Origin of the sequence: Rhodanobacter lycopersici, from assembly GCF_040812335.1 — a bacterium.
Classification (GTDB): domain Bacteria; phylum Pseudomonadota; class Gammaproteobacteria; order Xanthomonadales; family Rhodanobacteraceae; genus Rhodanobacter_A; species Rhodanobacter_A lycopersici.
Map to the genome: position 1 here is coordinate 29,968 of NZ_JBFOHK010000006.1, position 24,801 is coordinate 54,768.

The 24,801-nt window shown below is 68.5% G+C and carries 31 protein-coding genes; 10 read left to right on the plus strand and 21 right to left on the minus strand.

Features of this window, described 5'->3' with window-relative positions:
* Positions 1-3: 3 nt before the first annotated feature.
* The 4 genes from ABQJ54_RS17960 to ABQJ54_RS17975 are packed head-to-tail and all read right to left on the minus strand — an operon-like array spanning position 4 to position 1,302.
* Positions 4-171 carry a hypothetical protein gene (locus tag ABQJ54_RS17960; RefSeq protein WP_367855884.1) on the minus strand — a complete coding sequence of 56 codons (168 nt, stop codon included), beginning with the start codon at positions 169-171 and terminating at the stop codon, positions 4-6.
* Complete coding sequence (locus ABQJ54_RS17965) at positions 108-347, minus strand: GDCCVxC domain-containing (seleno)protein (protein WP_367855702.1); 240 nt, start codon at positions 345-347, stop codon at positions 108-110. The genes ABQJ54_RS17960 and ABQJ54_RS17965 overlap by 64 nt, the downstream gene beginning before the upstream one ends.
* Positions 340-996, minus strand: a complete 657-nt coding sequence (locus tag ABQJ54_RS17970) for a hypothetical protein (protein WP_367855703.1) — start codon at positions 994-996, stop codon at positions 340-342. The genes ABQJ54_RS17965 and ABQJ54_RS17970 overlap by 8 nt, the downstream gene beginning before the upstream one ends.
* Positions 997-1,005: 9 nt before the next feature.
* Positions 1,006-1,302, minus strand: a complete 297-nt coding sequence (locus tag ABQJ54_RS17975; protein WP_367855704.1) for a hypothetical protein — start codon at positions 1,300-1,302, stop codon at positions 1,006-1,008.
* 157 nt (positions 1,303-1,459) lie between these two features.
* Between ABQJ54_RS17975 and ABQJ54_RS17980 the strand changes: the two genes are divergently transcribed.
* Positions 1,460-1,861 (plus strand): MerR family transcriptional regulator, encoded by a 402-nt coding sequence (locus ABQJ54_RS17980; RefSeq protein WP_367855705.1) that lies wholly within the window; start codon positions 1,460-1,462, stop codon positions 1,859-1,861.
* 185 nt (positions 1,862-2,046) lie between these two features.
* Here the strand turns inward: ABQJ54_RS17980 and ABQJ54_RS17985 are convergent, their stop codons facing one another.
* Positions 2,047-3,072, minus strand: coding sequence for a YeiH family protein (locus ABQJ54_RS17985; RefSeq protein ID WP_367855706.1), 1,026 nt, complete (start codon positions 3,070-3,072; stop codon positions 2,047-2,049).
* A gap of 92 nt (positions 3,073-3,164) precedes the next feature.
* Here ABQJ54_RS17985 and ABQJ54_RS17990 point away from each other — a divergent pair, with 92 nt between their 5' ends.
* On the plus strand, positions 3,165-4,052 hold the full coding sequence (locus ABQJ54_RS17990) for a LysR family transcriptional regulator (protein ID WP_367855707.1): 888 nt from the start codon (positions 3,165-3,167) through the stop codon (positions 4,050-4,052).
* A 6-nt stretch (positions 4,053-4,058) separates the two neighbouring features.
* Here the strand turns inward: ABQJ54_RS17990 and ptsP are convergent, their stop codons facing one another.
* The 12 genes from ptsP to ABQJ54_RS18050 form a co-directional block, all read right to left on the minus strand.
* Positions 4,059-5,789 carry a phosphoenolpyruvate--protein phosphotransferase gene (ptsP, locus tag ABQJ54_RS17995; protein WP_367855708.1) on the minus strand — a complete coding sequence of 577 codons (1,731 nt, stop codon included), beginning with the start codon at positions 5,787-5,789 and terminating at the stop codon, positions 4,059-4,061.
* Between the two features lie 140 nt (positions 5,790-5,929).
* Complete coding sequence (locus ABQJ54_RS18000) at positions 5,930-6,199, minus strand: HPr family phosphocarrier protein (RefSeq protein WP_367855709.1); 270 nt, start codon at positions 6,197-6,199, stop codon at positions 5,930-5,932.
* An 8-nt stretch (positions 6,200-6,207) separates the two neighbouring features.
* Complete coding sequence (locus ABQJ54_RS18005; RefSeq protein ID WP_367855710.1) at positions 6,208-6,600, minus strand: PTS sugar transporter subunit IIA; 393 nt, start codon at positions 6,598-6,600, stop codon at positions 6,208-6,210.
* A gap of 38 nt (positions 6,601-6,638) precedes the next feature.
* Entirely contained in the window at positions 6,639-7,541 is a 903-nt protein-coding gene (gene rapZ, locus ABQJ54_RS18010) for an RNase adapter RapZ (RefSeq protein WP_367855711.1), read from the minus strand.
* A gap of 5 nt (positions 7,542-7,546) precedes the next feature.
* On the minus strand, positions 7,547-8,497 hold the full coding sequence (gene hprK / locus ABQJ54_RS18015; protein ID WP_367855712.1) for an HPr(Ser) kinase/phosphatase: 951 nt from the start codon (positions 8,495-8,497) through the stop codon (positions 7,547-7,549).
* Positions 8,498-8,627: 130 nt separating this feature from the next.
* Positions 8,628-8,951, minus strand: a complete 324-nt coding sequence (hpf, locus tag ABQJ54_RS18020; protein WP_367855713.1) for a ribosome hibernation-promoting factor, HPF/YfiA family — start codon at positions 8,949-8,951, stop codon at positions 8,628-8,630.
* Positions 8,952-9,086: 135 nt separating this feature from the next.
* Entirely contained in the window at positions 9,087-10,553 is a 1,467-nt protein-coding gene (locus tag ABQJ54_RS18025) for an RNA polymerase factor sigma-54 (RefSeq protein WP_367855714.1), read from the minus strand.
* 73 nt (positions 10,554-10,626) lie between these two features.
* Positions 10,627-11,346 (minus strand): LPS export ABC transporter ATP-binding protein, encoded by a 720-nt coding sequence (gene lptB, locus ABQJ54_RS18030; RefSeq protein ID WP_367855715.1) that lies wholly within the window; start codon positions 11,344-11,346, stop codon positions 10,627-10,629.
* Between the two features lie 3 nt (positions 11,347-11,349).
* Positions 11,350-12,048 carry a lipopolysaccharide transport periplasmic protein LptA gene (lptA, locus tag ABQJ54_RS18035; RefSeq protein WP_367855716.1) on the minus strand — a complete coding sequence of 233 codons (699 nt, stop codon included), beginning with the start codon at positions 12,046-12,048 and terminating at the stop codon, positions 11,350-11,352.
* Positions 12,005-12,637 (minus strand): LPS export ABC transporter periplasmic protein LptC, encoded by a 633-nt coding sequence (lptC, locus tag ABQJ54_RS18040; protein ID WP_367855717.1) that lies wholly within the window; start codon positions 12,635-12,637, stop codon positions 12,005-12,007. Before lptC ends, lptA begins: the two co-directional genes overlap by 44 nt.
* Positions 12,634-13,173 (minus strand): KdsC family phosphatase, encoded by a 540-nt coding sequence (locus ABQJ54_RS18045; protein ID WP_367855718.1) that lies wholly within the window; start codon positions 13,171-13,173, stop codon positions 12,634-12,636. Before ABQJ54_RS18045 ends, lptC begins: the two co-directional genes overlap by 4 nt.
* 45 nt (positions 13,174-13,218) lie before the next feature.
* Positions 13,219-14,229, minus strand: a complete 1,011-nt coding sequence (locus tag ABQJ54_RS18050) for a KpsF/GutQ family sugar-phosphate isomerase (RefSeq protein WP_367855719.1) — start codon at positions 14,227-14,229, stop codon at positions 13,219-13,221.
* A gap of 180 nt (positions 14,230-14,409) precedes the next feature.
* On the opposite strand from ABQJ54_RS18050, the gene ABQJ54_RS18055 reads away from it, so the two are divergent.
* The 3 genes from ABQJ54_RS18055 to ABQJ54_RS18065 all read left to right on the plus strand — a co-directional run bounded on the left by ABQJ54_RS18055 (position 14,410) and on the right by ABQJ54_RS18065 (position 16,348).
* Positions 14,410-14,652: a BolA family protein gene (locus tag ABQJ54_RS18055; RefSeq protein WP_367855720.1), complete on the plus strand. Its 243-nt coding sequence runs from the start codon at positions 14,410-14,412 to the stop codon at positions 14,650-14,652.
* Between the two features lie 75 nt (positions 14,653-14,727).
* Positions 14,728-15,987: a UDP-N-acetylglucosamine 1-carboxyvinyltransferase gene (murA, locus tag ABQJ54_RS18060; RefSeq protein ID WP_367855721.1), complete on the plus strand. Its 1,260-nt coding sequence runs from the start codon at positions 14,728-14,730 to the stop codon at positions 15,985-15,987.
* Between the two features lie 46 nt (positions 15,988-16,033).
* Positions 16,034-16,348, plus strand: a complete 315-nt coding sequence (locus ABQJ54_RS18065) for a hypothetical protein (RefSeq protein ID WP_367855722.1) — start codon at positions 16,034-16,036, stop codon at positions 16,346-16,348.
* A gap of 335 nt (positions 16,349-16,683) precedes the next feature.
* Here the strand turns inward: ABQJ54_RS18065 and ABQJ54_RS18070 are convergent, their stop codons facing one another.
* The 3 genes from ABQJ54_RS18070 to purM form a co-directional block, all read right to left on the minus strand.
* Positions 16,684-17,385: a DUF3108 domain-containing protein gene (locus tag ABQJ54_RS18070; protein WP_367855723.1), complete on the minus strand. Its 702-nt coding sequence runs from the start codon at positions 17,383-17,385 to the stop codon at positions 16,684-16,686.
* Positions 17,386-17,510: 125 nt separating this feature from the next.
* Positions 17,511-18,161 (minus strand): phosphoribosylglycinamide formyltransferase, encoded by a 651-nt coding sequence (gene purN, locus ABQJ54_RS18075; RefSeq protein WP_367855724.1) that lies wholly within the window; start codon positions 18,159-18,161, stop codon positions 17,511-17,513.
* A gap of 199 nt (positions 18,162-18,360) precedes the next feature.
* Entirely contained in the window at positions 18,361-19,395 is a 1,035-nt protein-coding gene (purM, locus tag ABQJ54_RS18080; protein ID WP_367855725.1) for a phosphoribosylformylglycinamidine cyclo-ligase, read from the minus strand.
* 174 nt (positions 19,396-19,569) lie between these two features.
* Between purM and ABQJ54_RS18085 the strand changes: the two genes are divergently transcribed.
* From ABQJ54_RS18085 to ABQJ54_RS18100, 4 genes are all read left to right on the plus strand, one after another.
* Positions 19,570-20,550 (plus strand): DUF8605 domain-containing protein, encoded by a 981-nt coding sequence (locus ABQJ54_RS18085; RefSeq protein WP_367855726.1) that lies wholly within the window; start codon positions 19,570-19,572, stop codon positions 20,548-20,550.
* Positions 20,551-20,685: 135 nt separating this feature from the next.
* Entirely contained in the window at positions 20,686-21,876 is a 1,191-nt protein-coding gene (locus tag ABQJ54_RS18090; protein ID WP_367855880.1) for an AI-2E family transporter, read from the plus strand.
* Entirely contained in the window at positions 21,873-22,580 is a 708-nt protein-coding gene (gene hda, locus ABQJ54_RS18095) for a DnaA regulatory inactivator Hda (protein WP_367855727.1), read from the plus strand. The genes ABQJ54_RS18090 and hda overlap by 4 nt, the downstream gene beginning before the upstream one ends.
* Before the next feature lie 2 nt (positions 22,581-22,582).
* Positions 22,583-23,098, plus strand: a complete 516-nt coding sequence (locus tag ABQJ54_RS18100) for an HXXEE domain-containing protein (protein WP_367855728.1) — start codon at positions 22,583-22,585, stop codon at positions 23,096-23,098.
* Position 23,099: 1 nt separating this feature from the next.
* Here ABQJ54_RS18100 and ABQJ54_RS18105 read toward each other — a convergent pair whose 3' ends face one another.
* Positions 23,100-23,906, minus strand: coding sequence for an inositol monophosphatase family protein (locus ABQJ54_RS18105; RefSeq protein WP_367855729.1), 807 nt, complete (start codon positions 23,904-23,906; stop codon positions 23,100-23,102).
* Between the two features lie 110 nt (positions 23,907-24,016).
* Here ABQJ54_RS18105 and ABQJ54_RS18110 point away from each other — a divergent pair, with 110 nt between their 5' ends.
* A complete protein-coding gene (locus ABQJ54_RS18110) occupies positions 24,017-24,775 on the plus strand; it encodes an RNA methyltransferase (protein ID WP_367855730.1) in 759 nt (252 codons plus the stop codon).
* Positions 24,776-24,801 lie beyond the last annotated feature (26 nt).

Genomic DNA, 24,801 nt, shown 5'->3' on the forward strand with positions numbered 1-24,801 from the left:
AGATCACCGCGTAAAAATATCGCGCCCCATGCGTGAAACCCTGGTTACGTGACGGGCTCGCACGGTCTCCGGCCATGTTCCCCCGGGATCACTTTTCGCGGCGAGCGTCACGATGTTGAGGAATTTGGCGAGATCGTGCAGCACGCGCCGGCCACCTGCACTGGCGGACATGGTACCAATCCGTACGAACAGAACACGCAGCAATCCCCGGGCTTGGGCTTCAGCAATGCGCCGCAGCCCGTGCACTCGTAGAAGAAGATGCATGCATTGGTCGGCATGTTTTCGATCGCACTGTGCCCGCACGCGGGGCAGGTGATCTGACTGACAAGGTTGACACCACTATTCATGTGCGGCTGATCCGGATCGTGGCGCCGCACTCCGTGCGGGCAGCTTCGCGAGCATCGCACGCGCCGCCTGTGCAAACACTTTCCCGTCCAGGTACCGGTAGCCTGGATTGTCCAGCGTGGGCAACTGATGCATCAGCAACGCCGGCCGCGGCGGGGCGGCATCTCCCCAGGTTGCACCGGGGCCGTAGATGGTCCACACGTCCCAGGCATTGACGAGCTTGCCATGTCGCCGCAGATCCACCGCCGTCGCGTACAGATGGCCAAAGCCGCCGCCGGCGTTCCAGAAAAGATGAAGATGCGCGTTGCGCAACAGGCTTGCCGCCGGCGCGATGTCGCTCGCCTTGCCGCCGATCACGGGTTCGAAGACGATGAAGGTTTGCAAGCGGGGATCGGCGGTGGTGGCAAGCAGGTCCGCATTGACGTCCGCCAGGCCGCGCAGGCATACCGCGCAGGTCGGGTCGACCAGCAGCACCAGGCGCACGCTGCCCATGGACCGGTTGAACGCCAGTCGAAGCTGTTGGCCGCCGTCGTCCAGCATCGTGTAGCTGGCCGGCGATGCGGGGGCTGGCCTGCCTTCGCTTCGCTCCGAGCAGCCCGCGATGCCGATCAACGTCAACGCGAGCACAAGTCCGGTCACGAAAGTACGCATGTCGGCCTCCTAAGACCACGCTGCAATGGCCGGCACCAGCGCGACTACTGCCAGCGCGGCCACCAGTACGGCTGCGATCCAGGCGATCCAGCGCAAACCGCGCCGGTTCGCCACGTTGCAGCTGTCATCGGCACATGCCTTGGGTCGCCGGTAGGCCAGCCAAAATACCGCCGCGAGCAGAATGATCGAACCGGCAAGCAGAAACGGCTGCAGCGGGGCAAGACGCGCCAGCGCGACCGCGCCGCTGACGCCCAGCAAACCCACCGCCCACGGCGCGCCACAGCACGTGCCGAGTGCCGCAGCCATCGTGCCCAGACCGAGCGCGCCGCCAGCGGTGCCGAGTGCTCTTCGTCTTTCCCCCATCGACTGGTCCTCGCAAGCGAAAGCCGCGCTCGCTCCGGATTCAGTCCCGGCGAGAGCTTGTGCGCTAGTCTAGGGTCCGTAGTGCGGTACGGAGTCAAGCATGCCCACCTCGTACACGATCGGCACGCTCGCCAAGAGCGCGGGCATCAATGTCGAGACCATCCGTTACTACCAGCGGTGTGGCCTGGTGCCGGAATCGCCGCGCATCTACGGTTCGATCAGGCGTTATGGTCCTGAAGACCTGGACCGGCTGCGTTTCGTGAAGCGGGCGCAGAGGGTGGGCTTCACCTTGGCCGAAGTCGCCACGTTGCTGAAGTTGCGCGAGCGGGTGTGCTGCAGCGTGACGCGTACCCTGGCTGTGGCCAAGCTGGAAAAGATCGACGCACGCATCGATGAACTTCGGCAATTGCGCGGAGAGCTCGCGGGATGGATTGCGGACTGTGACGCCAATGCGGGCGGGGCGAGCTGCCCGGTGATCGAACACCTCGACGCGAGCGTTTGACGCTGCGCCTTTCCGCGGAGTTGGAATGCACATCCTGCTCCTGGTGGTTTCCGCTTCTTTGCGGGCACGGTTTCGCATGTGCCTTTGCGAAATGGCGGGAGGCTGTGCCTTGCCGATGCGCGGGGATCGCGGTCCAGGCTCAACAGGTTTGCGTTTGAGCCCTGTTGGATGACCGGGTCACGATGTCACAGCCGTCCGATCAGCAATTGCACCGCCAGGCTGCTGAGCGACACAGCCGCCCACACGCCCAGGCCCAGCAGGATCGGCCGCGGGCCGCTGGCGATCATCTTGCGCAGGTTGGCGGAGAGGCCGATCGCGGTAAGCGCCACGATGATCAGGAACTCGGCGAGGTCGTGCAGCGCGGGCAGCACGGCGGCGGGGAGCAGGCCAGCGGTGCGGACGGCCGAGGCCACCAGGAACCACAGGATGAACCACGGGAAGATGCGGCGCAGGCTGAAGTCGGCGGCGCCGTTCTTCTTCTCGCGCGCGGCCACCGCGAAGGCCAGGATCAGGCAGATCGGGATGATCAGGGTGGCGCGGGTGAGCTTGACGATGGTGGCGTAGTCGCCCGCCGCGCTGCTGTAGCTGTAGCCGGCCGCCACCACCGAGGAAGTGTCGTTGATCGCGGTGCCGGCCCACAGGCCGAAGCCGAGGTCGCTCAGGTGCAGCAGGTGGCCCAGCAGCGGGAACAGCAGCACTGCCACCACGTTGAACAGGAAGATCGTGGAGATCGCGAAGGCGGTGTCGTGCTCGTCGGGCCTGATGATGGGCGTGACCGCGGCGATCGCCGAACCGCCGCAGATCGCGGTGCCCACGCCGATCAGGATCTTCAGCTTGTCGTGCACGCCCAGCCAGCGGCCCAGCGCCCACGCGGTGGTGAAGGCCACGGTCAGCGTCACCAGGGTCACCGACAGCGATTCCAGTCCGGTCTTCGCCACCTGGGTGAGGCTGAGGCCGAAGCCCAGCGCGATGATCGACCACTGCAGCACCTGCTTGCCGGCGAAGGCGATGCCGGGCGTGAAACGCGTGTCGGGCGAGCACAGGTTGCGTACGGCGATGCCGAGCAGGATGCCGATCACCGGGCCGCCGATCAGCGGCATCAGCCGGCCCAGCCACCACGCGAGCAGCGCGATGGCGATGGCCAGCAGCAGGCCTGGTGCGCGGCTGCGCAGGGTGGGGCGGGCAAGGGTGGTGGCGAGTGGCGTGTTCATGCGGCGACGCGGTGCGGGAATACGCGCCATTGTCCTCGCCCTGTCCGATCAGAAAAACTTGGAAAATCTGATCGTTTGTATAAGATCGAGTGATGAACAACATCAGCCCGCGCCAGCTCGAGGTGTTCGTGCAGATCGCGCTGCTGGGCAGCGTGCGTGCCGCCGCCGAGCGCCTGTACCTGACCCAGCCGGCGGCCAGCATGGCGCTGGCCGAGCTGGAGCGTCAGCTCGACGCGCCGTTGTTCGCCCGCGAACGCGGCCGGCTGCGGCTCAACCCGCGTGGCCGCGAACTGCTGCCGCTGGCGCAGGAGCTGCTGGAGCGCCACGCCGAATTCGGCCGGCGCGGCCGTGAGGACGGTGCGGCGCTTGTGGGCGAATTGCGCATCGGCGCCAGCAACACGGTAGGCAACTATCGCGTGGGCGAGTTGCTGGGCGCATTCGTGCGGGCGCAGCCGCAGGTGGCGATCCGCCTGCGCGTGGCGAACACCGACGCGATTGCCGCGGCGATGCTCGACCACAGCCTCGATCTCGGCTGCGTGGAGGGGCCGGTGACCCACCCGCAGCTCGAAGTGCGGCCGTGGCGTGACGACACGCTGGTGGTGTGCGCACCGCCAGACCATCCGCTGGCGCGCAAGCGCGGCCTGAGGCCCGCCGACTTCGCCGGAGCGCGCTGGGTGATGCGCGAGCCGGGCTCGGCCACCCGCGCCACCAGCGAGCGCGTGCTGTCGCAGCTGCCGCCCGGCGAGACGGTACTGGAGCTGGACCAGATCGAGGCGATCAAGCAGGCGGTGATCGCGGGTCTCGGCATCGCCTGCCTGCCGCAGGTGGCAGTCACCGATGCACTCGCGACCGGCCGGTTGAAGGCGTTGAAGACGCCTTTCCTCGACCTCCGCCGCAAGCTGTCGATGCTGATCCATCGCCAGAAATACCGCGGCGCACTGCTGGATGCCTTCATCGAACAGGCCGGCCTCGGCCGCTGAGGTGATTCAATCCGCGAGTTGCGTCAGCAGCTCCGCGACCTGTTCGTGGGTGATGGCGCGCAGCAGGCGGGTGGCGTGACCGCGCAGCGCGGCGTGATCGAGCGCGGCGAGGCGGTCGCGTACCTGCAGCAGCTGGCTGGGATGCATGCTGAACTCGTTGAGGCCGAGCGCGAGCAGCAGCGCGGTGAAGTTCACGTCGCCGCCGATCTCGCCACACAGGCTCACCGGCTTCTTCGCCCGGCGGCCCGCGCCGATCACGTGCGAGAGCAGGCGCAGCATGGCTGGCTGCAGCGGGGTGTAGATGTTGTCCAGCGCGTCGTTGCCGCGGTCGGCGGCGAGCACGTACTGGGCGAGGTCGTTGGTGCCGATGGCGAGGAAGTCGGCGTGCTCGAGCAAGGCGCGCACGTTGATCGCGGCGGCGGGCACCTCGATCATCGCGCCCAGCGGCAGTTTCTCGGGGAGGTCGATGCTCTCGCGCTTCAGGTCCTGCCGCGCCAGCTTGAACAGCGTGCGCACCGCGATCAGCTCGTCGGGCTGGGTCACCATCGGCACCAGCACGCGCACCGGGCCGTAGCAGGCGGCGCGCAGGATCGCGCGGATCTGCGTGGTGAACACCGCCGGGTAGCGCAGCGACAGCCGCACGCCGCGAACGCCCAGCGCGGGGTTGTCCTCGCCGCGCAGCACCAGGCCCGCGGCGTCGGCCTTGTCGGCGCCGAGATCGAGCGTGCGGATGGTGACCGGCAGGCCGCCCATGCCCAGCACCAGGTCGCGGTAGGCGATGAACTGTTCGTCTTCCGAGGGCAGGCCCTTGTGGCGCAGGAACAGGAATTCGGTGCGGTACAGGCCCACGCCGTCGGCGCCGCGGGTACGCGCCAGCGCCACGTCGGCGGGGGTCTCCGCATTCGCCAGCAGGCGGATCTCCACGCCGTCGCGGGTGCGGGTCGGCGCGTTCGCCAGCATGGCGAGGCGCCGCCCTTCGGCGGCGGCCTCGCGCTGCCAGGCGCGATAGCGGGCGAGGTCCTGCGCGGTGGGGTGCACGATCGCCTCGCCATGTTCGGCGTCGAGCAGGATCAGGTCGTCGTCGTGCAGCAGCGCCAGCGCGTCGCGCGCGCCCACCAGCATCGGCAGGCCGAGGCTGCGGGCGAGGATCGCGCTGTGCGAGTACGCACTGCCGGAGCTGGTGACCACGCCAAGCAGGCCGTTGCCGGCGAGCTGGGCCATGTCGGCCGGCGCGATGGTGTCGGCGACCAGGATCTCTCCCACGCGTGCGGCCAGCTTGCGCTCCTCGACGCTGGTCTGGCGCTGCAGCGCGGAGATCACGCGGGCGATCACCTGGTCGATATCCTCCTTGCGGCTGCGCAGGTACGGATCGTCCATCGCCTCGAACACCGCGGCCAGCTTGTCGCGCTGTTTCTTCAGCGCGGCGCCGGCGCGGTAGTGGCCGATCTTCACCAGGTCGTCGAGGCCGCGCAGCAGCTCGGCGTCGTCCAGCAGCAGGCTGTGCGCGTCGATGAACTCGTTGACCTCGCGCGCCAGCGCGCCGTGCAGCTTGCCGCGCAGCTCGCGCAGCTCCTGGCGCGCGGTGTCCAGCGCGTAGTGCAGATGTTCGAGCTCGCCCTCGATTTCGTCTTCGGCCAGCGGGCGGGTATCCACCGTGTAGCGGCTGGGCTGCACCAGTCGCGCACGTCCAAGCGCCATGCCGCGTGATGCCAGGGTGCCGGGCAGGACGTGCCTCATGGGCAAGCTCCCGCCGAAGACATGGAGGGCAGGGGGCTGGAAACAGGAAACGCCGGCGGCGGGCGCGAGGCAAGCATCGCACTCGTGCGCGCTCCACCCTTCACCACTCCCGATTCCCTATGCCTGGTTCCCATATACCCTCATGCTCCCTCGTCGAACTTGTGCTCGAACAGCGCCACCACCGCGTCCAGTGCGGCCTGTTCGTCCGGTCCGGCAGCACGGATCGTCAGCGGCGTGCCGATGCCGGCGGCGAGCATCATCACGCCCATGATGCTCTGCGCATTCACCTCGCGCCCCTTGCTGGCCAGCAGCACGGTGGATTTGAATCCCTGCACCAGTTGCACCAGCTTGGCCGAGGCGCGGGCGTGCAAGCCAAGCTTGTTGGAAACGACGATTTCTTGTTCAAGCATGTTCAGAGTCAGGCATGGTCGATGAAGATTCCCCCGCGGCCGCCGCTCGCCGCGATCTCGGCCAGTTCGTCCAGTGGTTTTTCCGCATAGTTGAGCACGCGCAGCAGCATCGGCAGGTTGAGGCCGGAGACGCAGCGCAGGCGCACGCCCAGCGAGCTCAGCGAGAGGCCGATGTTGCACGGCGTGGCGCCGTAGAGGTCGGCCAGCACCAGCACGCCTTCGCCCTGGTCGAGCGCCCGCGCATGGCGGGCGGTGAGCGTGCGCATCACGTCCGGATCGGCTTGCGGCGGCACTTCCACCGCCTCCACCTGCAGCGGCAGCTTCGGCATCACGTGGTACGCGGCGGAGATCAGCGCCTGGCCGACCGCTTCGTGCGTCATCAGCAGCACACCCACACTCATGGTCGTGCATCCGGCTGCATGTATCGCGGCGTCATGGCTCAGTCCAGCTCGCGGTGGAAGGTAAGCACGCCCTCGCGCGTTTCGCGATAGTGTGCGGCGAGCTGCTCGACCAAGTACACCGAACGGTGCCGGCCGCCGGTGCAGCCGATCGCGACGGTGACGTAGCTGCGGTCGTCCTGCTCGAAGCGCGGCAGCCAGGTGTCCAGCCAGCGCGTGGTGTCGGCGAGGTATTCCGCGACCATCGGCTCGCCTTCCAGGTACTCGCGTACGGGACTGTCCTTGCCGGACAGCGGTCGCAACCGCGGTTGCCAGTGCGGGTTGGGCAGGCAGCGCGCGTCGAACACGAAATCCGAGTCCAGCGGCAGCCCGCGCTTGAACGCGAAGGACTGGAACATCAAGGTCATGCCTTCGGTGGCCTGCGCATAGCCGGTGGCGACCAGTCGACGCAGCTGGTGCACGTTGAGTTCGCTGGAATCGATCACCTTCTCGGCGATCGCCGCGAGTGGACGCAGCAGGCGGCGTTCCTCGGCGATCGCGTCGGCCAGCGACATGCCGCGCTTGGCGAGTGGGTGGCGGCGGCGGGTTTCCGAATAGCGCTTGATCAGCACCTCGTCGCGGCAATCGAGGAAGATCAGGTGCAACTGCACGCCGGCGGTGGCCAGTGCGGAGAGCACCGTGGGCAGGTGTTCGAAATCGGTGCCGCGGTTGCGCACGTCCGCCCCCACCGCGATGCGCCGGCGCCGGCCGGCGCCACGGCTCACCGCTTCCACCAGCTGCGGCAGCAGGGAGGGGGGCAGGTTGTCGACGCAGTAGAACTCCAGGTCCTCCAGCGCGCGCAATGCCACCGTCTTGCCACCGCCGGACATGCCGGTGAGCACGATCAGGTGGGTCTCGTGCGGGTTGGTGAACAGGTTGCCGGGCGCGGGGTTTTCGTCGTTCATGGTGTTCACCAGGGCGGCAGTCGGCGCAACTGGTGCGCCTGGCGGTCGATGAAGGTCTGCGCGGGGTCGATGCCCTTGCTCTTCAGCGCGTGGCTGCGCACCGCGGCCTCGACCAGCACGGCGATGTTGCGGCCCGGCGCCACCGGGATCGTGATCATCGGCACCTTGACGTCGAACACCTCGCGATGGCCGATGTCGCCGGTGAGGCGGGTCAGCGCGTCGATGTCCTCGCCCTCGCGCAGCGGCTTCAGGTGGATCACCAGGCGCAGGTATTTGGATGGCTTCACCGACATGTGGCCGAACATCTCGCGCACGTTGAGCACGCCGAGGCCGCGCACTTCCAGCAGGTCCTGCAGCAGCTCGGGACAGCTGCCGTCGATCACGTCCGGCGCGATCAGGGTGAATTCGGTGGCGTCGTCGGCGACCAGGCGATGGCCGCGGCTGATCAGTTCCAGCGCCAGCTCGCTCTTGCCGGAGCCGGCCTCGCCGGTGATCAGCACGCCGATCGAGAACACTTCCAGGAACACGCCGTGCAGGGTGGTCTTCGCCGCCAGCTGGCGTGCCAGGTGGTATTGCAGGAAGGTCAGCAGCTCGTGGCCGCGCTTGGCGCTGACCCACAGCGGGGTGTCGGTTTCCTCGGCCACCTCGCGCAGGTCGGAGGGGACCGGCTGGTCCTTGGTGACGATCAACGCCACCGGCCGGCTGGCCGCGATCTTGTGGATCACCTCCCAGCGCTGGCGCGAATCCAGCCCGTCGAGGAAGTTCAACTCCTCCGAACCGACGATCTGCACCTTGTTCGGGTAGATGACGTTGAGGTAGCCGATCAGCGAAGGGCGGCGCGCCTGCGCGGCGCCGGGCTCCAGCACGCGCGATTCGCCGCGCATGCCGGCCAGCCAACGCAGCGCCATGCGCTCGTTGACGCCATCGTAGAGTTGTCGTGCGGTGAGCCGGTCCAAGCCTTCGGTCCTTTGCGTCGCGCGCCGCTCGTGGGGCTCGCGGCAACGGGACCATTGTGCCAGCTTGGGCGGGGGGAATGTCTTCCGGAAGGCGCAGGCCGCCCGTGGGCGGGCGGCCTGCGGCAGGTGATCAGCCGTACTGGCGCTCCTCGCGCACGGCGCGCTGGTGCTTGTCGGCGATCTTCTCGCGATGGCGACGCAACTGGTTGACCAGCTTGTCGAACAGCATGTCGATGGAGGCGTACATGTCGGCCTCGGCGGCCTGCGCGTGCAGGGTGGCGCCGGTGACGCCGAGCGTGGCCTCCGCACGGTGCTGCAGCTTGTCCACCGAGAGCACCACGGCAAGGCTGATCAGTTTGTCATCGAGGCGATGGAGGCGGTCGAGCCTGGATTCGACGTGGTTGCGCAGCGCGGGGGTGACTTCGATCTGCTGGCCGCTGAGTTGGAATTGCATGGTACGCCTCCTCTGGTGGTGCAGTGCCGCGTTTCGCGGCGGGATGGACGCGCTGCGGGCGTGACTCGCGGCGCGTCGTCGATCATCCTTCGCTTTCAGACATGGGAGCGTTTTTCCGGCTGGCAAGTTCCCCGCTCAACCGATGCGCTGGCGCTCGCTGGAACTGGGGATGCGCAAACCCTCCCGGTATTTGGCCACGGTGCGACGGGCGACCTGGATGCCCTTGCCCTTCAGCTCCTCGGCCAGCGCCTGGTCGGAAAGCGGCTTGCGCGGGTCTTCCGCCTCGATCAGCTTGCGCAGCATGGCCTGGATCGCGGTGGCCGAGGCGCTGCCGCCATCCTCGGTCGACACGCCGCTGGAGAAGAAGTACTTCAACTCGAAGGTGCCGCGGGGCGTGTGCAGGTACTTGCGCGTGGTGACGCGCGAGATGGTGGATTCGTGCATGCCCACCTCCTCGGCCACTTCCCGCAGCACCAGCGGGTGCATAGCCTCGGGGCCGTAGTCGAGGAAGGCGCTCTGCCGCCGCACGATCGCGCCGGCCACCTTGAGCAGGGTTTCGGCACGCGACTCCAGGCTCTTCAGCAGCCAGCGCGCTTCCTGCAGCTGCCCCTTCATCCAGCTGGCGTCCTCGCCGCGGGCGCGGGCGATCAGGTTGCAATAGTGCTGGTTCAGGCCCAGCCGCGGCTGGGCCTCGGGGTTCAGGCGCACCTGCCAGCGGCTGCCGTCGCGCACGGCGTAGACATCCGGCGCCACGTATTCCACCGGGGTGGTGTCCAGCGCCGCCCCGGGGCGCGGGTCGAGGCTGCGGATCAGGGTGGCGGCGACGGCCACCTCGTCCTCGCCGGCGTGCAGCTTACGCGCCAGCTTCGCGATGTCGTTGCGCGCGAGCAGTTCCAGTTCGCTGTCGACGATGGCGAGCGCCAGCTCGCGCTGCGGGGTGGTGGCGTCGAACTGTTCCAGCTGGCTGCGCAGGCAGTCGCGCAGGTCCAGGCTGGCCACGCCCAGCGGGTCGAAGCCCTGCAGGCGGCGGCGTACGGCTTCGATCTCGTCGAGGTCGGCAGCCAGGTTTGCCGGCAGTGCCGTGCGCACCGCCTCGATGCCGTCGGCGAGGTAGCCGTCGGCGTTCAGCGCATCGATCAGCACGGTGGCGATCGCGGTCTGGCGCGGGTTGAAGCCGGCGAGGTTGAGCTGCCACAACAGGTGTTGCTGCAGGGTCTCGGGGGCGACATTCTGCGGTTCGAAATCCTCGTCGCCGCGCGTGGCGCCGCTGCTGCCGGTACCGTTGGAAAAGTCGATCGGGGTCTCGACGCTGCCACCACCGTCGTCGGCCCATTCGGCGACATCGTCGCCGTCGACAGCATGATCGGCGGCGGCCTCGGCGGGGCCGGGCGCCTGCAAGTAGTCGGCTTCCGGCGCGGCTTCGTCGGTGGCGGCCTCGTCCTCGTTCTCGTCGGCGAATTCCAGCAGCGGGTTGCCTTCGGCAAGCTGCCGCAACTCGGCCTCCAGCTCCAGTTGCGACAGCTGCAGCAGGCGGATGGCCAGTTGCAGCTGCGGCGTCAGGGTGAGCTGTTGATGGAGGCGGAATTGCAGTGCGGGTTTCATGCCGGCCTGTTGGATGGACTGGGCTCCATCCTACCGCAGCCGGCGGGGGCGGCCATAGCCGCCTGCGCCGCCATTACAGCCTGAATTCGCGACCCAGGTAGACCTCGCGCACCTTCTCGTCGGCGAGGATGTGGGCGGGCGTGCCGCGCGACAGCACCTCGCCGTCGCTGAGGATGTAGGCGCGGTCGCAGATGCCCAGTGTCTCGCGCACGTTGTGGTCGGTGATCAGCACGCCGATGCCGCGCTCCTTGAGGTGGCGCACGATGCGCTGGATCTCGCCCACCGAGATCGGATCGACGCCGGCGAAGGGTTCGTCCAGCAGCATGTAGCGTGGGTTGGCGGCCAGTGCGCGGGCGATTTCCACGCGGCGGCGTTCGCCGCCGGACAGGCTGATGCCCTTCTGGCCGGCGATATGGGCGATCTTCAGCTCGTCCAGCAGGCTTTCCAGCTCGGTATCGCGCTGCTGCGCGCCGAGGCCCTCGCGCAGTTCCAGCACGGCCATGATGTTGTCCGCCACGCTGAGCCGGCGGAACACCGAGGCCTCCTGCGGCAGGTAGCCGATGCCCAGGCGCGCGCGCAGGTGCATCGGCAGGCCGGTGATGTCCTGCTTGTCCAGCTTGATCGTGCCGGCGTCGGCCTCGATCAGGCCCACCACCATGTAGAAGCAGGTGGTCTTGCCGGCCCCGTTGGGGCCGAGCAGGCCCACCACCTCGCCTTCGCGGATGGAGAAGGCGAAATCGCGCACCACTTGGCGCGCCTTGAAACTCTTTTGCAAACCTTCGGCGGACAGCATCGATCAGTTGCCCTTTGCCGGTGCGGCGGGTTTTGCCGGTGCGGGCGCGGCGGGCTTCGCGGGCGCAACGGCCTTGGCGGGCAGCTTGCCGGCCACCGGCTCGTTGTCGGGTACCGGCAGGGCGGTGGGCGGCTTGGCGCACACGATCGGCGCGCCCGTGGTGTTCTTGGGCAGGATCACGCCGTGCACCAGGCCGTTGCTGGCGGTGTCGCCGGTGATGTAGTCGGTGTTCTGGTTGTAGGTGAGCTTGTCGCCATGGAATTCGCCGCGGCACTGCTGCACCACCACCGCATTGCCGGTGAGCACGGCGATGCTGTTGACGTTGTCGTAATCCAGGGTGGCGGCATCGCCGGTCACCAGGTTGTTGTTCTCGTCCAGTTCCTGGATGTGCGCCGGATGGCCGGGTGTGCCGGTGACCACGATACGCGATACCTGCTGGTCGCCGTCCAGGTAGATCTTGGCGATGTTGCCGGTGACCAGCATGGTGCCCTGGGTGATCTTGACGTTGCCGGTGAGCGTGGTGACCGTGTTCGGCGCGTTGTAGGCGTCGGTCTTGACGGACCAGGTGTTCATCAGCTGCTGTCGATCCGACTTCTTGGCGTTGGCCGCCAGCGGAACCAGGGCGAGCAGAGCCGCCGCGCAGGCTACGCCGAGCGCCTCACGATTTGCGTTGCGGACGCGGGCGTGGCGGGAAGGTGCCATGGCTTGCATCGAACAGCTCCAGATGGTTGTCGTTGAGGTTGGCTCGCATGCCGATGCCGTCCAGTGTACGTGCGCCCTGCACGGCGTGCGCCGCTTCCGCCGTCACCATGCGGTTTTCCTTCGGCCAGGCGGTGACTTCGGAGGTGTCGATGGTCACCTCGGCCTGCGGCTGGCCCTTGGCGTCGGTGAACGCGGGGCGCTGCATGTGCACCGGGCCCTGCAGCTTGATGAGGGTGCCGCTCTTGTCCACCCAGCCGTACAGCGAATGGCCGTGCCAGTCCGGTACGTCGGGCTTCCTGGCGGAGATATCGAACACCGGCGAGTTGATGTACAGCGTTTCGTCGCCGTCGCGGCGGTCCAGGTGCGGTGCCTGCATGCGGAAGGCCAGCTGGCCCTCGGGGTTGTAGGACCACATCCTGGAGTTGTAGAGGACATAGCCCGAGCGCGGCGGGCCAACGAAGTCGTTCGGTTTCGCCGCCGGTCCGGTCCACCACAGCAACAGCTGGGCGACGCCGGCGGCCAGCGCGACCAGCACGATCGCGCTGGCCAGCTTGCGGTCGCGGAACCAGCGGCGCAGGCGCAGGATCACTTCCAGCGCTCCCGTTCCGCGGCGTCCCGGCCCTGCGCGTGCAGGATCAGGTCGCAGACCTCGCGCGCCGCGCCCATGCCACCGGACAGGCGGGTCTGCCAGTGCGCGGCCTCGGCCACCCAGGGGTGGGCGTTGGCCACCGCCACGGCGAGGCCGGCGATGTGCATCGGGGGCAGGTCGGGCAGGTCGTCGCCGGTGAAGGCGGCCTGTTCGGGCGCGAGGTTCAGCGCCTCCAGCAGCGCCTCGAGGCAGGCGCGCTTGTCGCTCTGGCCCTGGTAGACGTGGGCGATGTCCAGTTCCTCGGCGCGCAGGGCCACCGGGTGGCTGATCCGCGCGGTGATGAAGGCCACCTGCACGCCATTCGCCTGCAGGCGCTTCAGGCCCAGGCCGTCATGCACATGGAACACCTTGGCCTCGTGGCCGTCTTCGCCGTACCAGAGGCGACCGTCGGTGAGCGTGCCGTCCACGTCGAATGCGGCAACGCGGATCTTCGCAGCGCGGGCAAGCAGTGCAGCGGGCAGGTCGGCCGGGTTCATGGTTCGGTTCGTGACGATGGTCGGAGTGGGAGATGCAACGCGCGATCAGACCACGCGTGCACGGAGCAGATCGTGAATGTTCAGCGCGCCGATCACGTGGCGTTCGGCGTCGACCACCAGCAGGGCGTGGATCTGGTGCTTCTCCATCAACTGGGCCGCTTCGGAGGCCAGCTTGTCGGGACCGATGGTCTTGGGGCCGCGGGTCATCAGTTCGGCCACGGTGGCGCCGCGCAGGTTCACGCCCTCGTCGTCCAGCGCGCGGCGCAGGTCGCCGTCGGTGAACACGCCCAGCAGGCGGTCCTCGGCGTCGACCACCGCGGTCATGCCCAGGTGCTTGCGGGTCATCTCCACCAGTGCGGCGGTGAGGCTGGCCTCGGGCGGCACGCGCGGCACGTTGTCGCCGCCGTGCATCACGTCGCTGATCCGCAGCAGCAGGCGGCGCCCCAGGCTGCCGGCCGGGTGCGAGCGGGCGAAGTCGTCCGAGGTGAAGCCGCGCGCCTCCAGCAGGGCGATCGCCAGCGCATCGCCCAGCACCAGCGCCGCGGTGGTGCTGGTGGTGGGAGCCAGGCCGAGCGGGCAGGCCTCATTGCTGATGCTGCCGTCCAGGTGCACGTCGGCCTGGCTGGCCAGCGAGGAGCCGGGCCTGCCGGTGAGCGCGATCAGCGGGATGCCCTGGCGCTTGATCATCGGCAGGATGAACAGCAGCTCGTCGGTTTCGCCGGAGTAGGACAGCGCCAGCACCACGTCGTCGGGCTGGATCATGCCCAGGTCGCCATGGCTGGCTTCGCCGGGATGCACGAAGAAGGCAGGGGTGCCGGTGGAGGCCAGGGTGGCGGCGATCTTGTGCGCCACGTGGCCGGACTTGCCCATGCCGGTGACCACCACGCGGCCGCGGCAGGCCAGGATCAGCCGGCAGGCCTCGACGAACGCGGCGTCGATGCGTGGCTCCAGCCCGGCGATCGCGGCTGCCTCGGTGGCGATCACTGCGCGGGCGCTGCGCACGATGGCTTCGGGCTGCGGTTCGATGGCGGCGTGCGGAGTGGGGCGTGGGTTCATGTCGGCTCGATGCGGGACGTCGGGATGCCCGTGGCAGGGGCGCTGGCGGCCAGGTTGCGGAGCACTGTCGTTTCTGCGACAGGGGATTTCCATTACCATGGCATATTCGCATTTTAACGTCACAAGCCGACGCGGTGCCGATTCCGGCCGCGCCCGCTGCCCCCTTTTCGTGGAAACCCGATGGACCCAGCACGCATCCAGACCCTGATCGAAACCGGCCTGCCCGGAGCGCAGGTCGAGGTCAGCGGCGACGATGGCGTGCATTTCGAGGCCACCGTGGTCGCCGGCCAGTTCGCCGGCAAGCTGCCACTGGCGCGGCACCGGCTGGTCTACGCCACGCTGGGCGAACTGATGGGCGGTGCGATCCACGCGCTGGCATTGAAGACGCTGACCCCCGAGGAAGCCGCGGTGCGCCGAGGGTGATGCCATGACATTTCCGGCATCCATGCCGGCTTTTTCTTGCGCTCAATGGCGGAGCGCACAAGTTTAGGAACATCGATGGCCAAGATCCTGATCAATGGCGGCGTGCCGCTCCAGGGCGAGGTGGGCATTTCCGGCGCCAAGAACGCCGTGCTGCCGATCCTCGCCGCCTGCCTGCTGGCCGATGCGCCGGTGAGCATCGGCAACGTGCCGCACCTGCACGACGTCACCACCTTCATCGAGCTGCTCGGCCAGATGGGCGTTCAGCTGGTGCTCGACGACCGCATGAAGATCCACGTCGACCCGCGCACCACCAGCACCTGCATCGCCCCGTACGACCTGGTGCGCACCATGCGTGCCTCGATCCTGGTGCTGGGCCCGCTGGTGGCGCGCTTCGGCCAGGCCGAGGTGTCGCTGCCCGGCGGCTGCGCGATCGGTTCGCGCCCGGTGGACCAGCACATCCGCGGCCTGCAGGCGCTGGGCGCCGAGATCACGGTGGAGAACGGCTACATCAAGGCGCGCGCCAAGCGGCTCAAGGGCGCGCGCATCGTGATGGACATGGTCACCGTCACCGGCACCGAGAACATCATGATGGCGGCCACCCTCGCCGAGGGCACCACGGTGATCGAGAATGCCGCGCAGGAACCCGAGGTGGTGGACCTGGCGCACTGCCTGATCGCGATGGGCGCGCGGATCGAGGGCGCGGGCACCTCGACCCTGGTGATCCACGGCGTGGACCGCCTGCACGGCACCGACTACAAGGTGCTGCCCGACCGCATCGAGACCGGCACCTTCCTGGTCGGCGCGGCGATGACCGGTGGCAAGGTGCGTGCCCGCGGCGCCCGTGCCAGCACGCTGGACGCGGTGCTGGCCAAGCTGGAGGAGGCCGGTGCGCGGATCTCCAGCGGCGACGACTGGATCGAGCTGGACATGGATGGGCGCCGGCCGAAGGCGGTCAACATCACCACCGCGCCGTACCCCGCGTTCCCCACCGACATGCAGGCCCAGTTCACCGCGCTCAATTGCGTGGCCGAGGGCACCGGCGTGATTACCGAAACCGTGTTCGAGAACCGCTTCATGCACGCCCACGAGCTGCAGCGCCTCGGTGCCGACATCCAGCTCGAAGGCAACACCGCGGTGATCAAGGGCGTGGACCATATGAGCGGCGCGCCGATCATGGCCACCGACCTGCGCGCCTCGGCCTGCCTGGTGCTGGCCGGCCTGGTGGCGCAGGGCGACACCACGGTGGACCGCGTCTACCACATCGACCGCGGCTACGAGAACATCGAGGAAAAGCTCGGCACGCTGGGCGCGCGGATCCGGCGCTTGCCCAACTGAGCGGCTCGCCGCAGACTGCCCCCCGTTGTGCAACGGAGGGCAGCGCATGGCGTACTGCTGGCAGCTCAAGGACATCCCCGAACTGCGCGACGTACGGGATCCCCGTGGCCGGAGGTTATGGCGCGAGGCGGTGACGCGCAGCACTACGCCGCGCCACATGCTGGGTCCGATGGCGCTGGTTTTTGTCGCCGTACTGTTGCTTGACAGCGTCCGCGCGTTGTTGCTGCCGACGATCCCGTCCTTGTGGGTGGCGGTGGTGGCTGTGGTCGGATTTGTATCGGACGCATGGATCAGGCAGCCCGCCACACGCCGCTGGCTGCGCGAGCATGCGCACGAACTGGATCGCTACATGCCGGCTTGATGCTCAGAGCCTGTTCCATGTCTCCACATGGCCCGCGTTGCCTTGCCGCGGTCGTCAGGTGGTAGGGCGCAGACCTGCCTGGCTGACAGAGCCTGCCCCCGCGAAGGCAGGGGTCAAGCCGCGCCCTGCCGATGGCGGCCACGGCAAGGCAACCCGAAGGGCCGGGTCTGTTTGCCCGACGCCGGCGTCATCACTCGGTCGTGGGCGGACACGTCCACTCCTCCGCTCCTCAAGGCCGAATCTATCCATGGACTCTCCCCGCGTACCCTCGTTCTTCCTTGGCCTGCGCGCAAACAGCTCCCGGCGCGGGCTGCGTGGAGACATGGAACAGGCTCCTACGGCTGGGTATAGCTCACCAGCTCAAGCGTGAGATTGCCGCCGTCCTTCTGGGCGATCTTGACCGGCACCGGATACTTCGCGGGCACGTACCACGCGTTGAATGCGCGATCCTGGTCGGTGCGGTCCACGCGCACGGCGTCGAAGGAGCCGGCGGGGACGCTGATCTTTTCGTTGGCACTGACCTTGAAGGTCTGCGTTTCGATGTTTTGCCTGCCGCCGACCGGGAAGGTGGCGCTCCTCGCGCCGTCGCGCAGTGCGACCCCCAGCGCCAGCGGCAAGGTGTTGCGTTCCACCATGCCTGCCTGCGCGGGATAGCTGTGGTGCTTGCCGTTGTCGTCCACCTGGACGGTGTTTCCCTGCACGGCGAGTTCGCGGTTCTTCGGCTTGAACGCGGAGGCCATCGCGTACTTGTACGAAATGGCCTGCGGCACTTTGCCGACCCACGCGAAGCGCGACACCTCCGACGTGCTGGCGCCCAGCGCCGCGGCCAGGCCGGAGGTGCCGACGATCTTGTCGGTGTACTCGTACTGGCCATTGCCTGCGGGCTTCAGCGTGAGCGTGGCGTCCCCCAGCGGCTGGCCGCCCTGCAACACGTGGTAGGTGGCGGTGAAGGACTGCGGCACGTTCGCGGCGAAAGCCGCGGCGGCGGACAGGGCGAGGGCCATGGCGAGGCCGGTGCGGAGGAGGAGGGTCTTCATCCCGCCAAATATATGCCGCTTGCCTGAATGACGGGCGACCTTGGGGGCTGTAAGGAGCGCACCCTGTGTGCGCATGCCTTTGGTTCCGGTCGAAGTGCCAGAGCATTCGCGCACAGGGTGCACTCCTACAGCAGCTGCGCCAGCGTGAGGGGCTTCGTCACGGGCCGGCCGTCGAACACCGCCTCGCCGTTCCAGCGCAGGCGACCGCTGGCGATCGCGCCGACCACGGCGGGCAGCAATTTGTGCTCTTCCGCCAGCAGGCGTTCCGCGAGCGAGGTTTCGGTGTCGTTTGCGCCGACCGGGATGCGCGCCTGCGCCACCACCGGGCCGCCGTCCAGCTCGGCGGTGACGTAGTGGACGCTGGCGCCGTGTTCGGCGTCGCCGGCTTCGAGGCAGCGGCGATGCGTGTGCAGGCCGGGATACCTGGGCAGCAGCGAGGGATGGATGTTGATGGCGCGGCCTTCCCACCCGGCCACCACGGCGCCGTCGATCACGCGCATGAAGCCAGCCAGCACCAGCAGCTCGGCGCCGCTGGCGGCGATGCGGGCGAACAGTTCGCGGTCGAACGCCGTGCGGTCGGGATAGCTCTTCGGATTCAGCGCCAGGGTGGGAATGCCTGCTTCTTCGGCCAGGCGCAGCGCACCGGCGGAGGCCTTGTCGCTGCCCACCAGCACGAACTCCACCGGCAGCTTGCCTGCATCACGCGCGGCAATCAGCGCGGCGAGGTTGCTGCCGCGGCCGGAGGCGAGTACGGCGATGCGCAAGGGAGGGGTCATGGGCAATGGAGTTGGCTCGTCATTCCGGCGAAGGCCGGAATCCAGTGAGATACGTCGTGCGAAGCACACGAAACGGATTTTGTGTGCTTCGCACGCATTCCCGGACTGGATGACCAGCCTGCGGCTGTTGAAAAGCGCCTCCGGCTTTCCCCGGAATGACGTTGCAGCAAGCGGATGGAAGTGGTCAGGTGGGCAGGCATCAGCCGATCTGGACGCGCTCGTCACCAGCAGCCTCGATCACTTCGCCGATCACGCGGCTGGCGAGGCCGTGCTTCGCCAGCAAGGCCGAAGCCACCGCCACTGCACCCTGCGGCAGGATCACGGTGAAGCCCACGCCGCAGTTGAAGGTGCGCCACATTTCCTCGCGCGCCACCTGGCCTTCGCGCTGCAGCCAGTCGAACACCGGCGGCAGCGTGAGCGTGGCGGCGTCCAGCGCGAGGCCGAGGCCGTCGGGTACCACGCGGATGATGTTTTCCTTGAGGCCGCCGCCGGTGATGTGGGCCATGCCGTGGACGGCAGGGCCCTGCGTGGCGATCAATTCCAGCATCGGCTTCACGTAGATCGTGGTGGGGGCCATCAGCGCATCGACCAGTTTCACGCCACCCACGTCGAGATCCAGCGGGCTGCCGGCGCGCTCGAGGATTTTCCGGACCAGCGAATAGCCGTTGGAGTGCGGGCCGCTGGAGGCCACGCCCAGCACCACGTCGCCGGCCACGATGCCGTCGCCGGAGAGCAGCTGCGACTTCTCCACCGCACCCACGGTGAAGCCGGCGAGGTCGTATTCGCCGGGCGGATACATGTCGGGCATCTCGGCGGTCTCGCCGCCGATCAGGGCGCAACCGGCCAGTTCACAGCCTCTGGCGATGCCGCCGACCACGGCAGCGGCGGTATCCACGTCCAGCTTGCCGGTGGCGAAGTAGTCGAGGAAGAACAGCGGCTCGGCGCCCTGTACCAGCACGTCGTTCACGCACATGCCCACCAGGTCGATGCCGATGGTGTCGTGGCGATTCAGCTGCTGGGCGAGCTTGAGCTTGGTGCCCACGCCATCGGTGCCGGAGACCAGCACTGGTTCCCGGTACTTGCCGCCGAGGTTGAACAGGCCGCCGAAGCCGCCCAGCCCACCCATCACCTCGGGACGGCTGGTACGCTTCACCAGCGGCTTGATGCGTTCGACCAGGGCATTGCCGGCGTCGATATCGACCCCGGCGGCACGGTAGGTGAGGGCGTCGGACATGGCGGGAACCGGCGATGGGAAACGCGCAATTCTACTGCATGCGGGGCGTCGCCGGTGGCCGAACGGGTGCGGCGGCGGCCGATTCCGTGGCCCGCGGCATGGACGTCGGGAGGGCGATTGGGCAGACTTCCACGGTATTCCCCGACTAGTGTCCCGCCGATGCGCCTGCCCCCGATGCGTCTGCTACGCCTGCTCTCCGTCGCCTTGCTGCTTGGCTTTGCCGCGCTGCCGGCATTGCGCGCGCAGGGCACCTCGCCGTATTCGGTGACGGTGCCGGTACCCGACACCAGCGACACCCAGCGCAGCGACGCGTTCGCCACCGCGCTCAGCCAGGTGCTGGCGCGGGTGGCTGGTGGACAGGACCTGCGCGGCAACGCGGGTTACGACGACGCGCTGAAGAATGCCGCCGCACTGGTGCGCCACTTCCAGTACGCGCGCGCCGCCACCGGCATGAGCCTCACCGTGGACTTCGAGCCCGGTGCGGTGCGCCACCTGGTGTCCACGCTGGGCGTGGTGGGCAGCTCGGTGGGCAGGCCGCCGGTGCTGCTGATGGTGCGCGGCAGCGACGGCCAGCTGCTGGACAAGGCAGCACTGGCCAGCCTCGCCGGCGCGGCGGCTGCGCGTGGCTACGACGTGGCCTATGTCGATCCCGCGAACGCGCCGGATCCGGCCAAGGTGGATGCCGCCGATCCCGCCACGCTGGTGGCGATCAACCAGCAGTACCGCACCGGCCTGGTGCTGCTGGGCAGCCTGCACAATGGCAGCGCCGACTGGACCCTGGTCTCCGGCGGCAAGGCACAGCGCTGGACCGACAAGGCCGCCACCGAGGACGCGCTGCTGGCCGATGCCGGCAACGGCACGGTCGACCGCATCGGCCAGCAGCTCAACGTGATCGGCGCCACGGTCAGCGACGAGAAACTGTGGGTGAGCGGGCTGGGCAGCGCGATGGACTACGCCAGCCTGCTCAACGTGCTGCGCTCCGATCCCTCGGTGCGCAGCGTCGCCACGCTGGGCGCGGAGAACGACGGCATGCTGTTCGAGGTCAAGTCGGCGATGCCGGCCGATGCGCTGGCCGCGAACCTCGCCGCCAGCGGGCGGTTGATCCGCGCACCTGCGCACCCGGGCACCGATGCGAGCCTGCGCTGGCTGCACTGATCTGTATTCTGTATGCGAGCCCCTCGCGCAAGACCGCACATCCGTGTGCGGACATGTGCGAATCCCTCGCAAAACCCCGCACATCCGTGTGCGGACTTGCCATAAAGAGCCGGCTTTCCACTGGGTGTCGCCATGATGACGCAGGAGAACCATCGTCGCTGGCAGATGCTGGCGATCGTCGCGGTCATCGCCTTCATGCTGTGGCGGCTGGGACCGATGCTGATGCCGTTCGTGGTGGCCGCGATGCTGGCCTACCTCGGCGACCCGCTGGCCGACCGGCTGGAACGCCTGCACATGGGCCGCACGCTGGCGGTGAGCATCGTGTTCCTGGTGCTGATGCTGGCATTGGGCGGCGCCTTGCTGCTGCTGATCCCGCTGATCTCGCACCAGATCGAGAACCTGATCCAGAACGTGCCGCGCTACGTGGACTGGGCCGAGCACACCGCCTGGCCGTGGCTGCAGGCGAAATTGCACCTCGATCCGCGCACCTTCGACAGCGACCGGTTGATCGCCACGCTCAAGGAACACATCGGCTCGGTCGGCGGCATCGCCGGCCAGGTGCTGGGCAAGGTCTCGCGCTCGGGTCTGGGCGTGGTGTTGTGGCTCACCAACCTGGTGCTGATCCCGGTGGTGGCGTTCTACCTGCTGCGCGACTGGGGCCGGCTGGTGGCGGCGATCGACCGCATGCTGCCGCGCTCGGTCGAACCCACCATCGCCCACCTCGCGCGTGAGTCGGATGCGGTGCTCGGCGCCTTCGTGCGCGGCCAGCTGCTGGTGATGCTGGCGCTGGGCGTGTACTACGGCGGCACGTTGTCGCTGGTCGCGGGGCTGTCGGTGGGCGCGCTGATCGGCATGATCGCGGGCCTGCTGAGCTTCGTGCCGTACCTGGGTTTCATCACCGGCTTCGGCGCCGCGATCATCGCCGCGCTGGTGCAGTACGGCGACTGGAAGCACGCGCTGACCGTCTGCGGCGTGTTCGTGGTGGGCCAGCTGCTGGAAGGCTACGTGCTGGTGCCCAAGCTGGTGGGCGAGAAGATCGGCCTGCACCCGGTGGCGGTGATCTTCGCGGTGCTGGCCGGCGGCGAGCTGTTCGGCTTCATCGGCGTGCTGCTGGCGCTGCCGGCCGCTTCGGTGGCGGTGGTGCTGCTGCGCTACCTGATGGAACGTTACCGTCACAGTGAGCTGTACACCGAGGAAGGCGAGGCCGATCCCGCCATCCATGAAGCGGTCACCGAAATCGATGTCGCGGTGAGTACCACTGCCGGCACGGTGGAGACCGAGACGGTGATCGAACCGCCGCCGCACGAACCGCCCGCGAAGCCATGATTCCGCAACTGCCGCTCACCCTGCGTTGGCCACGGCGCCAGCGCTTCGAACATTTCCACGCCGGCGCCAACGCCGCCGCGCTCGCTGCCGTCGAGGCGCTGGCGCGTGCGCCCGGCGCGCCGTGGCTGTACCTGCACGGTCCCGCGGGCAGCGGCAAGAGCCACCTGCTGATGGCGGCCTGCCAGGCCGCCGGCGAAGCCGGCCGCGGCGTGCAGTACCTGCCGCTGGCGCGGATCGCCGACTGCGGCGCCGCGATCCGCGGCGTGGCCGGTGGCGCGCTGCTGGCGCTGGACGACCTCGGTGCCATCGCTGGCGAGCGCGGGGCCGAACACGCGCTGTTCGACCTCTACAACCGCGCCAAGGCCGAAGGGACCGCCCTGCTGTTCGCCGCCGAAGCCGTGCCCCAGCAGCTTGGCCTGGTCCTGCCCGACCTGCGCTCGCGCCTCGGCGCCTGTACCCAGTTCGCGCTGAAGCCGCTGGACGATGCCGAGCGCCGCGAGGTGCTCAAGGCGCAGGCCGGCCTGCGCGGCATCGAGCTGGACGACTCCGTGCTGGACTGGCTGTTTGCCCGCCACACCCGCGACCTCGGCGCGCTGCTGGACCTGCTCGACAAGCTCGACCAGGCATCGCTGGCGGCACAGCGGCGGGTGACGATTCCGTTCCTGCGCGGCTTGCTGCGTGAATCCGGTCGCGCTGAGTCCTGACCGTGACACTGAACACGCTGGCTTGGTTGTTCACCGGCCGCGTACTGCTGCACAACCTCGAAGAGGCGCTCTGGCTGCCGACGTGGTCGATGCGGGCGATGCGCTGGTATCGTCCGGTGCGGGTGCCGGCGCCGGTGTTCCGCTTCGCCGCGGGTGCGCTGTCGCTAGCTTTCGTTGTTCTGACCCTGTCGGCCACGATGTCGCAGCCGGGTGGCGTGGCGGCGTATCTGATGGCGGGCTATGCGTTGGCCATGCTGCTGAACGTCCTGATGCCGCACGCGCTTGCCACTGTCGCTTTGCGCCGCTATATGCCAGGCACCGCCACGGCGCTGCTGCTGAACCTGCCGCTTGGGCTGTTGTACTTGCAGCAGGCGCTGGCGGAGCACGCCATCGAACCTCGGATGTTCCGCTGGGCAGGACCGCTGGTAGTCGTCGGCTTGCTGGTGGCAATGCCCGTACTGTTCGCGTTGGGACGTGTCGCGTGCCGGGCGAGGGCAGTCCCGCAGGACATGCGTTGAGTCAGGCCTTCAGCAAGTCCGGCGTGGCATGCGCGCCGATCGCATCGGTCATCGCCTTCGCCACGTTGAGGTTGCCGGCGATGAGGTTGCCGCTTGCGGGGATGCCGTCGCGGCCGGCGAAGTCGCCGTAGCGGCCGCCCGCCTCGTGCACCAGCAGCACGCCCGCGGCCATGTCCCAGGGCTTGAGGCCGATCTCGAAGTAGCCGTCGTAGCGGCCGGCAGCGGTATAGGCGAGGTCCAGCGCGGCGGAGCCGGAGCGGCGGATGTCCTCGGCCTGGCCGAGCAGGGCGCGGGTCATCGCCAGCTGTGCGTCCAGATGTGCGCGCTGACGATACGGGAAGCCGGTGGCGATCATCGCGCCGCCCAGGTTCTCGCGCTTGCTGACGCGGATGCGGCGGTCGTTGAGGTAGGCGCCGTCGCCCTTGCTGGCGGTGAACAGCTCGCCGCGCAGCGGGTCGAACACCACGCCGTAGACCGGCACGCCCTTGTCGAGCATGGCAATGGACACGCTGAAATGCGGGATGCCGCGCAGGTAGTTGTGGGTACCGTCCAGCGGGTCGATCACCCAGGTGAGCGGCCCCTTCTTGCCGATGGCGCCGCTTTCCTCGGCGAGGATGCCGTGGTCGGGGTAGGCGCGGCGCAGTTCCTTGACGATCTCGGCCTCGGCCAGCTTGTCGACCTCGGAGGCGAAGTCCATGCGCTGCTTCTCGACGACGGTGAGGCCGTCGATGCGGTTCATGTAGCGCAGGATCACGTTGCCGGCGGCGCGCGCGGCGCGCACCGCGATGGTGATGGCGGGTCGGGTCATGGCTTCGGCTGTCGAAAGAACGGGTTGCGGCCGGCGATTCTAGCAGAGGCGGATCGTGCACTGCGGGTGTTGCCGTATCCTAGGCGGTCTGCCCGCATCCGGCCGTGCCCATGAATCCGCTCGAACTCGCCCCGCTTTTCCGCTTCGTGCTGGTGCGCACCTCGCATCCCGGCAACATCGGCAGCGCGGCGCGGGCGATCCGCACGATGGGCCTCACGCGGATGGAACTGGTGGCGCCGCACCACTTTCCCGATCGCGAAGCAAACGCGCTGGCGGCAGGTGCGGACGATGTGCTGGCGGCTGCGGGCGTGCATGCGGAACTGGTGGACAGCCTCGCCGGCTGCAGTTTCGCGTTGGGCCTGTCGGCACGCCGGCGCGGGGTGAACCTGCCGGAGCTGACTCCGCGCGAAGGCGTGGCGCAGGCGCTGGCCGCCGCCGCGCGCGGCGGGCAGGTGGCGCTGGTGTTCGGCAACGAGCGCACCGGGCTGGAGAACGAGGAGCTGGCGCGCTGCCACGCGATGGTGCGCATCCCCAGCGTGGACGACTTCAGCTCGCTGAACCTGGCGCAGGCGGTGCAGGTGATGGCCTACGAGTTGCGCCTGGCCCTGCTCGGCGACGAATTGCCCGCGCCGCCGCCGGAACACGACGAGCCGCCGGCCGATGCGGCGCAGATGGAGCGCTTCTATGCGCATCTGGCGCAGACGCTGGATGACATCGATTTCCACAAGGGCCGCGAGCCGACCACGATCATGCTGAGGCTGCGCAGGCTGTTCCAGCGCGCGCAGCCCGACCAGCGCGAGCTGCGCGTGTTGCATGGGATACTGGCCGATGCGCAACGGATGGCGCAGCTGGCGGGCGGCAAGCGGTAGGAGCGGCTTCAGCCGCGACCGGCATT

Coding starts and splice junctions, on each gene's coding strand:
- ABQJ54_RS17960 (WP_367855884.1), bottom strand. CDS start 171: ATGTCCGCCAGTGCAGGTGGCCGGCGCGTGCTGCACGATCTCGCCAAA.
- ABQJ54_RS17965 (WP_367855702.1), bottom strand. CDS start 347: ATGAATAGTGGTGTCAACCTTGTCAGTCAGATCACCTGCCCCGCGTGC.
- ABQJ54_RS17970 (WP_367855703.1), bottom strand. CDS start 996: ATGCGTACTTTCGTGACCGGACTTGTGCTCGCGTTGACGTTGATCGGC.
- ABQJ54_RS17975 (WP_367855704.1), bottom strand. CDS start 1,302: ATGGCTGCGGCACTCGGCACGTGCTGTGGCGCGCCGTGGGCGGTGGGT.
- ABQJ54_RS17980 (WP_367855705.1), top strand. CDS start 1,460: ATGCCCACCTCGTACACGATCGGCACGCTCGCCAAGAGCGCGGGCATC.
- ABQJ54_RS17985 (WP_367855706.1), bottom strand. CDS start 3,072: ATGAACACGCCACTCGCCACCACCCTTGCCCGCCCCACCCTGCGCAGC.
- ABQJ54_RS17990 (WP_367855707.1), top strand. CDS start 3,165: ATGAACAACATCAGCCCGCGCCAGCTCGAGGTGTTCGTGCAGATCGCG.
- ptsP (WP_367855708.1), bottom strand. CDS start 5,789: ATGAGGCACGTCCTGCCCGGCACCCTGGCATCACGCGGCATGGCGCTT.
- ABQJ54_RS18000 (WP_367855709.1), bottom strand. CDS start 6,199: ATGCTTGAACAAGAAATCGTCGTTTCCAACAAGCTTGGCTTGCACGCC.
- ABQJ54_RS18005 (WP_367855710.1), bottom strand. CDS start 6,600: ATGAGTGTGGGTGTGCTGCTGATGACGCACGAAGCGGTCGGCCAGGCG.
- rapZ (WP_367855711.1), bottom strand. CDS start 7,541: ATGAACGACGAAAACCCCGCGCCCGGCAACCTGTTCACCAACCCGCAC.
- hpf (WP_367855713.1), bottom strand. CDS start 8,951: ATGCAATTCCAACTCAGCGGCCAGCAGATCGAAGTCACCCCCGCGCTG.
- ABQJ54_RS18025 (WP_367855714.1), bottom strand. CDS start 10,553: ATGAAACCCGCACTGCAATTCCGCCTCCATCAACAGCTCACCCTGACG.
- lptB (WP_367855715.1), bottom strand. CDS start 11,346: ATGCTGTCCGCCGAAGGTTTGCAAAAGAGTTTCAAGGCGCGCCAAGTG.
- lptA (WP_367855716.1), bottom strand. CDS start 12,048: ATGGCACCTTCCCGCCACGCCCGCGTCCGCAACGCAAATCGTGAGGCG.
- ABQJ54_RS18045 (WP_367855718.1), bottom strand. CDS start 13,173: ATGAACCCGGCCGACCTGCCCGCTGCACTGCTTGCCCGCGCTGCGAAG.
- ABQJ54_RS18050 (WP_367855719.1), bottom strand. CDS start 14,229: ATGAACCCACGCCCCACTCCGCACGCCGCCATCGAACCGCAGCCCGAA.
- ABQJ54_RS18055 (WP_367855720.1), top strand. CDS start 14,410: ATGGACCCAGCACGCATCCAGACCCTGATCGAAACCGGCCTGCCCGGA.
- murA (WP_367855721.1), top strand. CDS start 14,728: ATGGCCAAGATCCTGATCAATGGCGGCGTGCCGCTCCAGGGCGAGGTG.
- ABQJ54_RS18065 (WP_367855722.1), top strand. CDS start 16,034: ATGGCGTACTGCTGGCAGCTCAAGGACATCCCCGAACTGCGCGACGTA.
- ABQJ54_RS18070 (WP_367855723.1), bottom strand. CDS start 17,385: ATGAAGACCCTCCTCCTCCGCACCGGCCTCGCCATGGCCCTCGCCCTG.
- purN (WP_367855724.1), bottom strand. CDS start 18,161: ATGACCCCTCCCTTGCGCATCGCCGTACTCGCCTCCGGCCGCGGCAGC.
- purM (WP_367855725.1), bottom strand. CDS start 19,395: ATGTCCGACGCCCTCACCTACCGTGCCGCCGGGGTCGATATCGACGCC.
- ABQJ54_RS18085 (WP_367855726.1), top strand. CDS start 19,570: ATGCGTCTGCTACGCCTGCTCTCCGTCGCCTTGCTGCTTGGCTTTGCC.
- ABQJ54_RS18090 (WP_367855880.1), top strand. CDS start 20,686: ATGACGCAGGAGAACCATCGTCGCTGGCAGATGCTGGCGATCGTCGCG.
- hda (WP_367855727.1), top strand. CDS start 21,873: ATGATTCCGCAACTGCCGCTCACCCTGCGTTGGCCACGGCGCCAGCGC.
- ABQJ54_RS18105 (WP_367855729.1), bottom strand. CDS start 23,906: ATGACCCGACCCGCCATCACCATCGCGGTGCGCGCCGCGCGCGCCGCC.
- ABQJ54_RS18110 (WP_367855730.1), top strand. CDS start 24,017: ATGAATCCGCTCGAACTCGCCCCGCTTTTCCGCTTCGTGCTGGTGCGC.